Genomic DNA, 14,079 nt, shown 5'->3' with positions numbered 1-14,079 from the left:
CCTCTCAAGCCGGCCGGATCTCCACGAACGCGATACCCGGGTTGGGCAGGTCGACGGTGACCTGCTCGCCCGGTCCGAGGCGGCGGGCCGGTGCGGCCTCCGGCAGCACGTCCGCCGCCGTCAACGACGCCCACTCCTGATCGGTCGGCCACTCGCCCTGCCAGTGGGCGGCGATGTTGCCGTGGACGGCGTCGACCCGCCACAACCGCAGCGTGTGCGGGCCGGGCAGGCCCGGGTTCAGGTGCACCCGCCGGTTCAGCTCCGTGCAGCCGGCGGTCTTGCTCTGGTCGAGGGTGCTGTTCCACACCAGCACCCCGACCCCGCCGTCCGGGTAGCGCGACGCCCACGCCTGCACCAGGCTGCCGCCGCCGTCCCCGGACACCGTCACCGGCAACTCGACGTCGCCGAGGCGCTGCGCCAGCCACAGCGCCCAGAACTTCGGCTTCGCCAGGTTCCCGACCGTGAGCAGCCCGAACCCGCCGTGCAACAGCCGCTGCGGGCGGCCCAGCTCCTCGAAATGATCCGACGCCACCCACGGTGCGAGGGCGGCGGTGCGGCCGGCCGCCGAATGCATGCCGGACAGCAGGAACGCCGCCGCGAACACGGAATCGTTGACGGCGCTGCCGTGGGTGGCGGTCACCCCCCACTCGGTCCACAGGATCGGCCGGCCGTCCGCCCACGGCCGCAGGTCCAGCGGCAGCGTCCCGTAGACGTGGGTGGACAGGAAGTCGACCGGGGCGTCGACCTGGAGCTGGTCGTCGATCCAGCCGACCGCGGCGGTCGCCGGGCCACCCACCCGCAGCTGCGGATCGACCGACTTGATCGCCCGGGCGGCCTCGGTGTAGAGCCGCCAGTAGTCGGCGGGGGTGCCGGACCAGAACACCGACAGGTTCGGCTCGTTCCACACCTCGAACCGCCACCGCGCCCGTAACTCCGCCACGCCGTAGCGGTCGGCGAGGTGGGCGGTGAACGCCCGGATCAGGTCCGCCCACCGGGACCAGTCGGCCGGTGGGGAGATGATGCCGCGGTAGGTGAACACCGTCGCCGACGGGTCCGCGGCCAGGGCGCCGGGCATGTAGCCGAACTCGACGACCGGGACCATGCCCAGGGACAGGACGGTGTCGTACACCTCGTCGACCCGGCGGAAGTCAAAGCCGTCGTCGCGGCAGATGGCCAGGTCGTCGCCGAGGATCGCGTGCGCCCGCACCGACCGCACCCCCAGCTCGTCATGCACCCGCCGCAGCGCTTCGCGGAGTTCGGCGCCGATCGGGCGGCCGCCGGTCGTGTCCGTCTGCAGGAGGTGGCTCAGGTGTTCGGAGCCGACCATCTCCTGCCAGATCCGGTGCAACGGCATGCCCTGCGCGCCGACCGTCACGGTGACCGCCGGGGACGGGCCGCCGCCGTACGGGCCGCTCGGCGCGACCCGGGTGCCGAGCGCCGCCCCCTGCACCTGCACCGCCGGATGGGCGGTGACCGGGACCGGGTCGGACAGCGGGCCGATCGCGTTGACCGTCCGTAGCGCGGCGACCGCATACCAGCCGCCGCGGCCGTCGGTGGTGTCCGTGTACGGGCCGTGCGGGACGGCCAGGACGTCACCGCCGCCATGATCGACGACGGTGAACGGGCCGGACCGGGACTCGGCGCGGTGCACGGCGTAGCCGATCGCCCCCGGCACCGGCTCCCACCGGAGGGTCACCTGGCCACGCCCCGACACCGCGCTGACGCCGGCCGGGGCGGGCAGGCCGGCCGCGACCGGCTCGCCGGACGTGCGGTCCTGGGCGCCGCCGCCACCCATCAGCGCCGCCCACTGCGCGCGGGCCTGCTCCTCGATCGTCATCGGCGGCCACCGCCGAGCTGCGGCAGGCGCTGCCCGGCCGGCACGTTGAACGTCTCCTGCGCCAGCAGCGGCCGCACCGCCCGTTCGAAGTCGCGGGTCACGAACGCCCGGCGCAACACGTCGTGGGCGAGGACGTTGCCGACCGCGCCCATGATCATCGACTGGTCGAGGGACAGGTAGCGTTTCGCGACCGTGCCCGACCGGACGGCTATCGAGTCGTAGAAGCCGCCCGGGCCGTACGCGTCGAAATCGGATTTGATCTTCGCAAGGTTGTCGGTGGCGGCCTTGCGGGCATACGGCAGGGCCAGGAACGCGGCGTGCGGGGTGATGACGCCGTCGCCGTAGACCGCGGCCGGGCCCGGTGGGCGGCAGTCACCGAAACCGGCGTCGTACCTGCCGCCCTGCACGTCGGAGGGGTAGCCGTCGGTGTCCATGCCCATCGCGTCCACGCCGTAGGCGGCGTAACCGCCGAACGGGTTCGACGCGGGGGAGAAACCCCAGTAGCCGTAGCCGGCGTCGCCCAGGCCGTGTTCGATCTGCGCGGCCACCGTCGCCGGGTGGTTGCGGCCCCAGCTGTTCGGGCCCCACGTCTCCTCCGGCACGAACAGGTCGGGCATCAGGGCCTCGAACATGTCGCCGCCCCAGCTCGGCACGAACGTGATCCCCCGGTACCGGTAGGAACCCTCGTACACGGTGCGGCCCAGATGGGTGGTGGTGAAGCCCTGCGGCTGCATCTCCTGCCAGGCGTAGTCGCAGGAGTCGGGCAGGGTGCGCATCGCGTCGAAATAGGCGGTCGCCGGGATCTGGCCGGCGCCGATGCCCAGGTAGGTGGCGATCCGCGGCTCGGTCACCGTGATGTCGTAGTGGTTGCAGGTGAACCACACCCCGTCCTGGGCGACCGAGCAGCCGGGGGGCCGGGTGTCCCAGAAACCGCCGCGGATCAGGCCGCGGGTGCCGATCGGGGAGGTGGCGGCCGGGTTGAAGAAGAACCCGAAGTTCATCGTCGACAGGATCCTTGTCGCCTGCGGCTTCAGCGACGGGACCGCGCCGGCGACCACGTGCAGGGCGGCCGCGAGCCAGCCGTTGTCGACCGACGACAGGAACGGGGTGACCGTCGAACCGTCCTCCGGCCAGGTGGTGACGACCGCGCCGGTGTGCGGGTCGTACCAGTTGTAGAACATGCCCGAAATTTCGTGATGTTGCAGGGTGCTGAGGGTGGTCAAAGTCTGGTTTATCCGGGCAGTCGCTTCCCGGGACGAGATGATCCCCAGCTCGCGGGCCACCACCGCCGACCACAGGTAGCCGCCGATGTTGGTCGGCGAGGTGTAGGTGGATTTAGTGGACAAATCCCCGGACAGGTTGTCGGCGACCAAGCCCGTCGCCGGGTCGGTCATCGCGACGAGGGAACGCCACGTGTCGCGGGCATAGCCGCGCAGCGGGTCGGGCCTGGTGGCCGCCGACATGCATGCCAGAAGGACCACGGAGGTCAGAACAACCAGTAGACGTCTCAACGGAACCGCCTCACTTGAGTCCGGTGGTCGCGATGCCGCGCAGGAAGTGCCGCTGCAACGCGAGGAAGACGATCAGCACCGGCAGCACCACCACGACGGCCCCCGCCAGGAGCAGCCCGAAGTAGATGCGGTTCTGCCCGATGCTGTAGAGGGCGAGCGCGACCGGCAGCGTGTACTTGTCGTCGGTCGTGGCCACGACGAGGGGCCACAGGAAGTTGTTCCACGACGCCAGGAACGTCAGGATGCCCAGCGTGGCGAGGGCCGGTTTGCACAGCGGCAGCACGATCCGCCAGAAGATCCGCCACTCGCCGGCGCCGTCGACGCGGGCCGCCTCGATCAGGTCGTCGGGGATGGCGAGGAGGAACTGCCGCATCAGGAACACCCCGAACGGCCCGGCGAGGAACGGCAACACCAGGCCGGCGTACGAGTTGGCCAGGCCCATGTTGCTGATCAGCACGAACTGCGGCACGAACGTCACCATGCCCGGCACCATCAGCATCCCCAGCACGGTCAGGAACAGCGCCTTACGGCCGGGGAAGTCGAGCTTCGCCAGGGCGTAGCCGATCAGCGAGCAGAACAGCAGATTCCCGAGCGTCACGATGATCGCGACGATCGCCGAGTTCGCGAAGTACTGCGGGAAATCGAGGCGGGAGAACAGGTCCCGGTAGTTCGTCAGGGTCCAGTGCGACGGCCACCACGTCGGCGGCACCGACCGGATCTCGCCCTCGCTCTTGAACGACGACAGCAGCATCCACACGAACGGGCCGACCACCACGATCAGCGCGGCGACCAGCACCGCATAGAGAACGATCTTCGCGTACCGATCCCGTCTAGTCATTGCGGCTCCCCAGCAGGCGGAACTGCAGCACCGACAGGGCGACGATCGCGACGAACAGCACGTAGGAGGCGGCCGCCGCGTAGCCGTAGTTGCCGAACCCGAACTGGTTGTACACGTGATACGACACCGACAGTGTCGATGACAGCGGCCCGCCCTGGGTCATCACCAGGGGTTCCTCGAACAGCTGCAGGTAGCCGATGCCGGTGATGACCGCCCCGAACAGCAGCGCCGGGCGCATCAGCGGCAGCGTGATCCGCTGGAACTGCTGCCACCGGCCGGCGCCGTCGAGGGTGGCCGCCTCGTACAGATCGTGCGGAATGCCCTGCAGCGCCGCCAGGAAGATCACCATGAGGGAACCGAAGTTCCGCCACGCCGCCATCACGATGATCGACGGCAGCGACGTGCGGGGATCCTGCAGCCACGCCGGCCCGTCGATCCCGGCCGCGGCGAGGAGGCTGTTGACGATGCCGGCCTCCGGGTCGAGCAGGAACCGCCACACCACCGCGATCGCGACGATGCTGGTCACCACCGGCAGGTAGAACCCCACCCGGAACAGGCCCCGCAGCCGGATCAGCCCCGAGTTCAGGCCGTTCGCCGCGGCCATCGCCGCGACGATGGTCAGCGGCACCCCGATCACCACGAAGATCAGCGTGTTGACCGCGGCCCGCCGGAACAACTGGTCGTCGAACAGCCGCAGATAGTTGTCGAGCCCGACGAAGTTGACCGCGAGGGGGTGGCGCAGGTCGGTGGCGCGCAGGTCGGTCACGCTCATCACCAGCGACGCGACCACCGGCAGCAGCGCGAACACCAGGAACAGGGCGGTGAACGGGGCGGCGAACGACCAGCCGGTGACGGCCCGCCGCCAGCGCGGCACGGTCGCCGGCACGTCAGGCCCCGGTCCCGATCGCCGACGCCTGCTGCTGCACGTTCCTCAACGCCGCCGCCGGGTCCTCCCCGCCGACGCACACCTTCTCCACCTCGGTGTCGAACACCGCCGACACCTGCTCCCACGTCGGGTACGACGGTGGTGCCTTCGCCGACTTCAGCTGCGTACCGAAAACCTGCAGGATCTTGTCGCCGGACAGCGCCGGATCGTCCCAGGCCTTCTGCACGGCCGGCAGGTCGGCCGCGGCCTGATACCACTTGACCTGGACCTCCGGCCGGGCCAGCCAGGCCAGGAACTTCCACGCGCCGTCGCGGTTCTTCGCGTCCTTGAACACGGCGATGTTGCTGCCGCCGATGAACGACGTCGACGACTTCCCGGCCGGCATGCCCACCACCGAGTACTTGCCGGCGAAGTCCTTGCCGCCCTGCTCGTTGAGGATCCCCACATGCCACGGCCCGGACATGAACGCGCCGATCTCCCCGCGCACGAACGCCGGCTCCAGGGCCCCCTGCGGCAGGTTGTCGGGCGCGATTTTCTGGGTGAAGAACGACTGGTAGTACTTCAGCGCCTCGGTCAACTCCGGGGTGTCGAACGTGTACCTACCGTCCGCGGCGATCTCCGCGCCGTTCGACCAGCCGAACGGCAGCACCGACTGCCAGCTGCCCGTCTTGCCCGGCTGAATGTTCAGCCCCCACTTCGCGCCGGCCTTGGACTGCATCGCCTTCGCCATGGCGGTGAGGTCGTCCCACGTCTTCGGCCCGTCCGGGAAACCGGCCTTGGCGGCCAGGTCGGTGCGGTAGTAGATGCCGCGGGTCTCCACATACCAGGGCACCCCGAACGACGTGCCGTTCACCAGCGTGGTGTCCCAGGCGCCCGGGAAGAACGCGTCCTTGCCGAACAGATCGGCCGGCGTCGGATCGAGGGCGCCGGTCTTGGCGAACTCGCCCTGCATCGTCGTGCCGATCATCGACACGTCCGGGGTCTGCTTCGCCGCGATCGCCCCCGAGATCTTCTGGTGCGCGGCATCCCACGGCACCGCCGTCACCGACACCTTCGCGTCCGGGTTCTCGGCGGTGAACGCCTTCGCGAACGCGGCGAGCTTCTCACCCTCCGTACCCATCGCCCAGACCGTGATGTCCCCGCTGGCCTTGCCGTCGCTGACCGCCTTCGCGGTCTCCTTCTCCGTGCCTGCGTCACGGCCGCAGCCGGCCGCGCCGCTCAGCACGATCACCGCGGCAGCGGCGACGGCAACGATCGATCGTTGGTTCATCGGTGAACCTCCGGGGAGTGGATGCCGCAGCTGCGCCGGACGACGAGCTGCGTCGCAAGGACCCGCCGCCGGGCAGCGGCAGGCATGTCGTCGGTGATGCGCCGGTTCAGCCAGCGGGCGGCGGTCGCGCCCAGCTCCCGCATCGGCTGGCGCACCGTGGTCAAGCCGGCGAACCGGGCGGCGAGCAGGTCATCCCAGCCCGTCACGGCCAGGTCCTGCGGAACCCGCAACCCCGCCTCCTCGGCGGCGAGCAGCACACCGAGCGCCAGTTCGTCGTTCGCGCACACGACTGCCGTTCCTGGTTGCAGGGCCTTCGCTGCTTCTTTCCCGGCTTCAAGATCAAAACCTTTGGTGGGTACGAGGTCAGCAGGCTCGACGCCCGCGCGTTTGAGGCCCGCGCGGACGCCGTCGTAACGCCCCCGCACGTCGGGGGAGCCGGCCGGGTCGCCGAGGAACGTGAACCGGCGGTGCCCGTGGCCCAGCAGATGCTCCACCAGGCTCCGCGCCGTCCTCGCGTTCTGCGCCCGGACCGTGTCCACACCGGGCACCGGGTCGCGGGCCAGCAGCACCACCGGCAGCCGCAGCTCGGCGATCACCTCGTCGGAGACGGTCTGCCCCATCACGGTCAGCCCGTCCACCCGGGTCGCCAGCTCCCGCACCGCGGCGTCGGCGTCGGTGCGGCCGCCGGTGGCCAGGATCAGCACACTCGACCCGAACCCGGCCGCGGTCGCCTCGTAGCCGAGGATCACCTCGGCGTAGTAGGGGCCGACCAGATCCGGGAAGACGATCCCGTTGGCCGCGTGCCGGCCCTCAGCCAGCGACCGGCCCGCGCGGCTCGGCGTGAACCTCAACTGTTTCGCCGCCGCCAGGACCCGTTCGCGGGTCTGCTCGGTGACCAGATCGGAATCCCGCATCGCCCGCGACACGGTGGCGATCGACACGCCCGCCAGCTGCGCGACCTGATAGATCGTCGCCTTTGAAAGCGCTTTCATCGCCATCGCCGGAACGTAACCCCGGGGCGACAATGCCGAAACTCGGGAAATTCACGGATTCACGATCCGCGATTTCCGCCAAACCCGGCGGCCCGCTCCAGCGCCCCTGCGGGCGCCGTGACCGCCGGACTCGGTGCACTGCGCGACCAGCGCGTCCGCGTGAACCGTGTGGACAGACCATGCCGGACACTCTCGCGGACGCTTGCCGATCCGTGCTAACCATGAGGCGTGGCGTCCACGCGCACCGTAGTCCGGGCCACCGGCCGTGCCCTCGCGAGCCTGGCCCTGATCGTGGCCGGGCTCTACCTGGCCTGGCGTGGTTTTCTGCTGCTGCACGCACAACTCGCCACCGCCCACGCCAAACCTGTCTGGGGTGGGCTCGGGCTGTGCGCCGCCGCCGTGGTCGCGGTCGCGTGGGGACTCAGGATGTACCTTCCCCGCCCCCGGCTGCCCCTCCTGCTCGGGTCGGCCGTGGCGATCGACGCCGGGCTGACCGTCCTGGGCGGTGCGTGGCTCGTCCACGACCAGGCCGTCGCCGGGGCGATCGCCGGTGGGGTGGCCGCCGTCGTACCCGCGCTGTTCCTCCTCGGTCTGATGGTCTTTCTGGGGGACTGGGAGCTCTACGAGGACGACACCTGGCAGATGGGCATCGCCGCGGCCGTCCTGGCCGAGGCGACCGCGATCGCCGTGGCCGTCACCGCCGCGGTGGGCGGCCACCCCGCCCCGGCGTGGATCTTCGGATCGGTGGCCGCGCTCCCGGTCGCCGCCTGGCTCGCCTACGCCCTGTTCCGCATGGTGGCCTCCGCGCTGCGGGTCAGCGGCCGGCGCACCCCGCCGCCGCTGACCACCCAGCTCGCCGGGCTGCTCGTGCCGGCCGGTGCGATCGTCGCCGCCGGGATCGTGCAGACCGGCAACCCCCTGCACCGCGACCTCGGCAGCCTGTTCGGCACGTTCGGCACCTGGGCCCTCGTGCTGGTCGCGGCGTTCACCGTGCAACGGCTGGTGCTCAACTGGGTCACCGTCGACATCGCCGCCGAACCCCGCTACGAACCGGCCGGCGGCGACTACCGCCGCCGGGCCGAGATCGAGGACGAGATCGGCCGGCTCCAGCAGGAGATCGGCCGCCGGAACATGCGGGCCGCCGACTACGACACCCTGCGCCGGCTCGAGGACCGGCTGCGCGACCTGGAACGCGAACCCTTGATCCGGCCGAGCCGCCGGCCCCACCTCCGCGACACCCTGGCCCGGCCGGCGATCACCGACGGCATGCTCGAAGCGGTCGAGGTCACCGCGCACCGCACCGGCCTCGGCCTCACCGCCGTGTGGCCCCGCATCGAACTGGTCCTGCCGGCCGAGGCCCGGGCGCCGTTCCGCCGCGGCGAACGCTCCGTCAACGCGCTGCGCGTCGGCGTGGCCGGCGCGGTCACCACCGCCCTCGCCGTCCTGCTGCTCACCCGGGACACCGGCCCGTCCACCCTGCTCACCGCCGTTCTCGGGCCGCTGCTCGTCGGGGCCGCCCTGCTCGCCGGGCTGCGGCAGAGCGCCACCACCCTCTACGGGCAGCGGGCCGCCGCCGTCGAGCTCTACCGGTTCGACCTGGCCCGGTCCCTGCACCTGCCGATCCCGCGCGACCCCGAGGAGTTCCGGCGGGCCGCCCCCGTCCTGATGGGCCGGGTCCGCCCCGACGAACTCGTGCCCACCGACACCACCGGCCCGGCGATCGTCAACATCGAACAGTTCAGCGGCATCCGCGACGACATCGCCGGCGAGATCCACCGGACGCTGCTGCCCGAGATCCGTGACCTCCAGCAGCGCCAGGACCGGCTCGCCGCGCAGATCCGCAACCCCGAACTCGACGACGCGCAGATCTCCGCCCTCGCCGCGCAGGCCGCCGAACAGCTTTCCTTCGACGTACGCGAACGCATGGAAACCCTGCAGCAGGCGTTCTACCAGCGCGTCGGCAAACTCATCGAGGACGGCATCGAAGCCGCCGTCATCGGGCCCGCACCCGCCAACTTCACCGGCTTCATGGTCATCGACCGCAAGGGCGACGTCGGCCGGCCGTCCGCGACCCCCGGCGAGATGCTCACCGCCACCGCCGGCAGCATCCTGCAACTGTCCTTCTTCGTCATGAACGACGAGAACGCCCGCGGCACCGCCCCCACCCTCGAATCCGGCGACCAGTTCTTCATCGCCGAACCGATCACCATCGACGGCGGCCGCCCCGAACGCAACGTGGAATTCGACGCCGTCGCCGACAGCCCCACCCTCAAACCGGTCCCGAACCGGCGCGGCATGACCGTCGCCCTGCCGGCCGGCGTCGCCGAAACCGTGTTCGCCTTCCAGATCCCCGACGAGGCCGGCCGGCACGAGATCTGGTTCCAGCTCTACCAGGCCGGCCGGCTCGTCCAGGCCGTCGTCGTGCACGTCCGCGCCGTCCTCGCGCCGGTGCACGGGTGAGGCGTACCGCCCCGGCCGTCACGATCCGCACGGTGCGCGCCAACGACGGCCTGTATCTGCACTTCCACGCGGCCCGCCCCGGCTGCGCCGACCTGCGGATCACCCTCGACGACGAAACCGTGCTCCGCGCGGCCCGCACCGACCTCGACCAGCGGCTCACCGCTCTGAAGGACGAGTTGTCCGGCATGGAGGTCACCGACGCCGACGCCGCCGAGGTCTACCGGCGGTTCTGGCAGATCGGCAACCGGCAGCTCTTCCTGATCTTCCACCGCCGGGTCGCCGCCGAACTCACCCGCTGGTGGCGCAGCGCGCTGCCGGCCGCCCGCAACCCCCGCTTCGTCCCGATGATCGAATGCGTCGGCGAGCTGGGCGCGATGCTCCCCATCGAATACCTGCCCCTGCTCGACCCCCGCCCCGCTGACGTCCGCACCCGCGCCGACCTGGTCCGGGCATGCCGCAACGTGGTCGGCTTCACCGCCATGGTGCGGCGCTCCTTCGGCAACCTGCCGGTGCCCCAGAACATCACCCTGCGCGCCACCGAACACGGCCGCCTGCCGGTGCGTTTCTTCCAGCACGACGGCCTGCCCGGCGCCCGCCTGGAACTGAAATGGTTCACCACCGCCGCCGAACAACACGCCCAGGTGACCACCTTCCCCACCGCGGAAACCGACGGCCCGACCCTGGCCGACCAGATCAGCGCCCCGTGCCCCGCCGCCGGCGGCACCCCCGACGCCCTGCAGCATTTCGCCTGCCACTGCTACACCAGCGCGGACCGGCCGATGGCCAACGAGATCGAGCTGTCCGGCGGCGGCCGCACCGTCCGGGTGACCCTCGACGACCTGATCACCACCGCCGCCGGCCATTTCGGACGAGACGACACGCCCGCCGAGATGCCACTGGTCATGATGAACGCCTGCGGTGCGTCCCGGCTGGCGGCCGGCAGCGCCCTGTCGTTCCCATGGTTCTTCCTGCGCAACGACAACCGAGGTTTCGTCGGCAGCGAGATCGAGATCCCCGACGACGTGGCCGCCGAATTCTCCACGGCCCTCTACACCAGATTCATCCTGCTGCGCGAGTCCCTGGGCGAGGCCGTCCACCACGCCCGCAACCACCTGCTGGACCGCTACGCCAACCCGTTGGGCATCAGCTACTCGACATACGCCGACCCGGACCTGCGCGTCGGCCCTCACCCCAGGAGCGACCAGTGACCGACCCCACCGACCAGCCCGGCCCCGAGCAGGCCGGCCCGCCCGTCGTCCGGATCTTCGGGCTCGACGACGGCGACGCCGGCCGGGTCGACCGGCGGCCGTTCCAGCGGGCCGACGACCTGCGGCTGGGCTGGGGCGAAGTGCCGGTGGACAAGTTGCGCCAGCGCGTCGGGGAGTTCCTGACGAGCATGCGCGCGGTGCTGGCCGACGTGCCGGCCGGCATCGGCGAATACCGCCTCGACCAGGTGCAGATCAGCGCCGAGGTCAGCGCCAAGGGCCAGATCTCGCTGCTCGGCACCGGCGGCGAGCTGGCCGGCAAGGCCGGCCTGACCTTCACCTTCAAACTCGACGACAAGGAGTAGCCCCCCTTTCCCGCGCGGCGATCATCCGATGGTCACGCCCCACCCGGGTACGGGACGGCGGCCCGGGCGGCACGCAATGCCTGCGCCCACCACGACAGCTGGCCCAGAAGCGTCTTGGCGTAGGCGGCTGCCGCGGCGTCCCGCGGGGCACCGTCCTGCCAGGCGGTGAAGTAGTTGGGGAAGGCCAGGCCGTCGCGGATGGTCACCGCGTGCAGTTCGGTCAGCACGTTCTCCAGGTGAAGCACCGCGTGCCGGCCACCGGCCGCACCGCCGTAGCTGACGAACGCCACCGGTTTGGCGGTCCACGGGGTGAAGTGCCAGTCGATGAGCGCCTTGAGCGACGCCGGATAGCTGTGGTTGTACTCGGGAGTGACGATGATGAAGGCGTCGGCCCGCGACAGCGTCCTGGCGAGGTCCTTCATGCCTTCCGGACGGGGGTAGTCGTCCCCGGCGAACTTCGGCGAAGCGGCCGGCAGCACCAGCGGAATGTCCACCCCGGCCAGATCGACGAGGTCGACGTCGAAACCACCGTGCGACCGAATCTGCTCCGTCACCCAGGAGGCGACGACCGGCCCGAACCTGCCCTCACGGACGCTACCGACGATGACCACGAGTCTGCTCTTGTCGCTCATGCCGTCGACGATCTGTCGTTTCCGGGCGAGCAGCCAGACCGGGTGCAGGCTGGCCCCCGCAGGGCCACCCTGCAACCGCCGGCCGGACGTAAGCTCCCCGGTATGGGTACGCCGCTGGGGGACTTCGTCCGGGCCAAGCGCGACAGCATCCGACCGGACGAATTAGGCTTTCCGGCACTCCTGCGACGACGTGCTCCCGGGCTACGACGTTCGGAGTTGGCCTCGCGGGCCGGGGTCAGCGTCGAGTACCTCACCAGAATCGAACAGGGCCGCGACCGCAACCCGTCGCGTTCGGTCGTCAACGCCATAGCTGCTGCGCTCGATCTCGACACCGCCGAACGCACCCATCTGGGCTACCTCGCGAAGATCACTGGTGGTGCGTGCGCCGGGCACGCCCGGCCGACACCGCCCGAGCGCACCGTGCGGCCGGCCGTCCGCCAGATACTCACCCTTCTGGAGCCGGGCATCGCCTTCGTCACCAACCGCACCGGTGACGTGCTCGCCCATACCGACGGCTTCGGCACGGTCATGCGCGACACCGGCCTGCTGGACGCCGACGAGCCCAACCTCACCAGGTATGTCTTCACCCATCCTCAGGCCAGGACCACCTTCGTCGACTGGGACCAGATCGCCGACGAGCAGGTCTTCAACCTGTGGCTCGGGCCCTCGGCCGAAACCTTCGCATGGTTCACCGCCGATTTCGCGACCGTGGCCGGCGCCGAGTTCACCCGGCGGCTGCACCGCCACGTCCCGCCGGCCCGGGTCCCGCTGAGGATGACGCACCCGCGCGCGCCTCACCTGCGATGGGATCGGGAGGTCCTCGAGCTACCTGCCGCGGACGCCCAGCAGCTGATCCTTCTCCTGCCCGCTGATGACGCGACCGCCGCGGCGCTGGATCACCTGCGTGAGCGCCCACCCCGCCCTGCCCTGCGCGCTGTCTGACGCCTGCGCGCCCGCGGAAGCGACGGGATTGTTCTTCGACGGCATCGGGGTCCGGAAGCCGTCGAAGGTCTTGCCGACGGGCCCGCCCGGTGGTGGCGCGCGGAGCTTTCGTTGCAGCCGGCGGGGCTGAGCGCCGGGGACTCGTCCGGCGCTCGTACTCACAAAGAAGCCGGCGGCTGGACGCCTGGCTGATGGATCTCGGACAGCAGACGCAGCGCGTCGGCGGTGGATTCCTTCGCCGCCGGCATCAGCGGCAGCCGCACGTCGGGGGTGGGGATGCGGTTCTGGGCGTGCAGGACGGCCTTGATCACCGTCGGGTTCGGCTCGGCGAACAGGGCGGCCGACAAGCGGGCCAAGCGGTGGCCCAGCGGGCGGGCCGTCGCCACGTCGCCCTGCCGCCAGGCCTTGATCAAGGTGGCGAAATCGGACGTCGCGACGTGGGCCGAGGCCAGGATGCCGCCCTCGGCACCCAGTGCCAGCAGCGGGGAGATGACGATGTCGTCGCCGCCGAAAACGCCGAAACCGGCGGGTGGGGCGGACATCAGGGCGATCACATCCGGGTCGATGCTTCCGGTGGCCAGCTTCAGGCCGGCCACCCCCTCGACGGCGGCGATCCTGGTCAGCGCCCGCGCGGTCAGCGGCTGGGCCGTGCGGTACGGGACGTGGTAGACGATCAGCGGGACCGGGGACGCCGCCGCCAGGGCCGTCAGGTGGGCCAGCACACCCTCCTCGCCGGGGCGCAGGAACGGCGGGACCAGGCTCAACGCGGCCGCCACCGCCGGACGGTCGGCGAGGATGCGCAGGTCGTCGGCCGTGTTGGCGCCGACCGTCAGCGGGGCACCGTGCTCGCGGCAGACCGCGGCGAGCAGGTCCAGGACGTCGCGGCGCTCGTCGGCGGTCAGCGAGCCCGGCTCGCCGGTCGTGCCCAGCGCCACCAGGCCGGTCGCGCCCTCCCGCAGGACATCGCGGGCCAGCGCCTCCAGCGCCGGCCAGGCCACGGCGCCGGCCTCGTCGAAGGGGGTGATCATCGGAACGTGCAGGCCGGTCGGAAGCATGCGTCCCACGCTGCCGGTCCGGACGGGTTAGGTCCAGTTAATTCTGCTGCCTCATGCTTAAGCAGCACTTAAGCATGAGGTTTTGC

Annotated in this window: 12 protein-coding genes; 4 read left to right on the top strand and 8 right to left on the bottom strand. The window is 71.0% G+C overall.

All coding sequences use genetic code 11. The features are described from left to right. Window positions 1–4: 4 nt before the first annotated feature. From Adu01nite_RS06535 to Adu01nite_RS06510, 6 genes are read right to left on the bottom strand one after another with little or no spacing between them, the layout of a single operon-like run. On the bottom strand, window positions 5–1,837 hold the full coding sequence (locus tag Adu01nite_RS06535; RefSeq protein ID WP_203725607.1) for a GH39 family glycosyl hydrolase: 1,833 nt from the start codon (window positions 1,835–1,837) through the stop codon (window positions 5–7). Continuing rightward, the gene (locus Adu01nite_RS06530) at window positions 1,834–3,318 is read right to left on the bottom strand and encodes a DUF3131 domain-containing protein (RefSeq protein ID WP_239132177.1); all 1,485 of its coding nucleotides are present in this window, start codon (window positions 3,316–3,318) and stop codon (window positions 1,834–1,836) included. Before Adu01nite_RS06530 ends, Adu01nite_RS06535 begins: the two co-directional genes overlap by 4 nt. A 40-nt stretch (window positions 3,319–3,358) precedes the next feature. Continuing rightward, window positions 3,359–4,186: a carbohydrate ABC transporter permease gene (locus tag Adu01nite_RS06525; protein ID WP_203725606.1), complete on the bottom strand. Its 828-nt coding sequence runs from the start codon at window positions 4,184–4,186 to the stop codon at window positions 3,359–3,361. Beyond that, a complete protein-coding gene (locus Adu01nite_RS06520) occupies window positions 4,179–5,072 on the bottom strand; it encodes a carbohydrate ABC transporter permease (protein WP_203725605.1) in 894 nt (297 codons plus the stop codon). Before Adu01nite_RS06520 ends, Adu01nite_RS06525 begins: the two co-directional genes overlap by 8 nt. Before the next feature lies 1 nt (window position 5,073). After that, window positions 5,074–6,342, bottom strand: a complete 1,269-nt coding sequence (locus tag Adu01nite_RS06515) for a sugar ABC transporter substrate-binding protein (protein WP_203725604.1) — start codon at window positions 6,340–6,342, stop codon at window positions 5,074–5,076. Beyond that, on the bottom strand, window positions 6,339–7,340 hold the full coding sequence (locus Adu01nite_RS06510; RefSeq protein WP_203725603.1) for a LacI family DNA-binding transcriptional regulator: 1,002 nt from the start codon (window positions 7,338–7,340) through the stop codon (window positions 6,339–6,341). Before Adu01nite_RS06510 ends, Adu01nite_RS06515 begins: the two co-directional genes overlap by 4 nt. Before the next feature lie 222 nt (window positions 7,341–7,562). Between Adu01nite_RS06510 and Adu01nite_RS06505 the strand changes: the two genes are divergently transcribed. Genes Adu01nite_RS06505 through Adu01nite_RS06495 form a run of 3 tightly spaced genes read left to right on the top strand, consistent with a single transcriptional unit; the run spans window position 7,563 to window position 11,364 of the window. Beyond that, window positions 7,563–9,794, top strand: coding sequence for a hypothetical protein (locus Adu01nite_RS06505; protein WP_203725602.1), 2,232 nt, complete (start codon window positions 7,563–7,565; stop codon window positions 9,792–9,794). Next, the gene (locus Adu01nite_RS06500) at window positions 9,791–11,002 is read left to right on the top strand and encodes a CHAT domain-containing protein (RefSeq protein WP_203725601.1); all 1,212 of its coding nucleotides are present in this window, start codon (window positions 9,791–9,793) and stop codon (window positions 11,000–11,002) included. Before Adu01nite_RS06505 ends, Adu01nite_RS06500 begins: the two co-directional genes overlap by 4 nt. After that, window positions 10,999–11,364, top strand: coding sequence for a Pepco domain-containing protein (locus tag Adu01nite_RS06495; protein ID WP_203725600.1), 366 nt, complete (start codon window positions 10,999–11,001; stop codon window positions 11,362–11,364). Before Adu01nite_RS06500 ends, Adu01nite_RS06495 begins: the two co-directional genes overlap by 4 nt. 32 nt (window positions 11,365–11,396) lie before the next feature. Here Adu01nite_RS06495 and Adu01nite_RS06490 read toward each other — a convergent pair whose 3' ends face one another. After that, window positions 11,397–11,996 (bottom strand): NADPH-dependent FMN reductase, encoded by a 600-nt coding sequence (locus tag Adu01nite_RS06490; protein ID WP_203725599.1) that lies wholly within the window; start codon window positions 11,994–11,996, stop codon window positions 11,397–11,399. 102 nt (window positions 11,997–12,098) lie between these two features. Here Adu01nite_RS06490 and Adu01nite_RS06485 point away from each other — a divergent pair, with 102 nt between their 5' ends. Further along, window positions 12,099–12,938 (top strand): helix-turn-helix domain-containing protein, encoded by an 840-nt coding sequence (locus tag Adu01nite_RS06485; protein WP_203725598.1) that lies wholly within the window; start codon window positions 12,099–12,101, stop codon window positions 12,936–12,938. 158 nt (window positions 12,939–13,096) lie between these two features. Here the strand turns inward: Adu01nite_RS06485 and Adu01nite_RS06480 are convergent, their stop codons facing one another. Further along, window positions 13,097–13,993 carry a dihydrodipicolinate synthase family protein gene (locus tag Adu01nite_RS06480; RefSeq protein WP_203725597.1) on the bottom strand — a complete coding sequence of 299 codons (897 nt, stop codon included), beginning with the start codon at window positions 13,991–13,993 and terminating at the stop codon, window positions 13,097–13,099. Window positions 13,994–14,079 lie beyond the last annotated feature (86 nt).

Source organism: Paractinoplanes durhamensis (assembly GCF_016862175.1).
GTDB classification, from domain to species: domain Bacteria; phylum Actinomycetota; class Actinomycetes; order Mycobacteriales; family Micromonosporaceae; genus Actinoplanes; species Actinoplanes durhamensis.
Note: the sequence above shows the minus strand (reverse complement) of the source record. Positions and strands in the feature narration are given on the sequence as shown.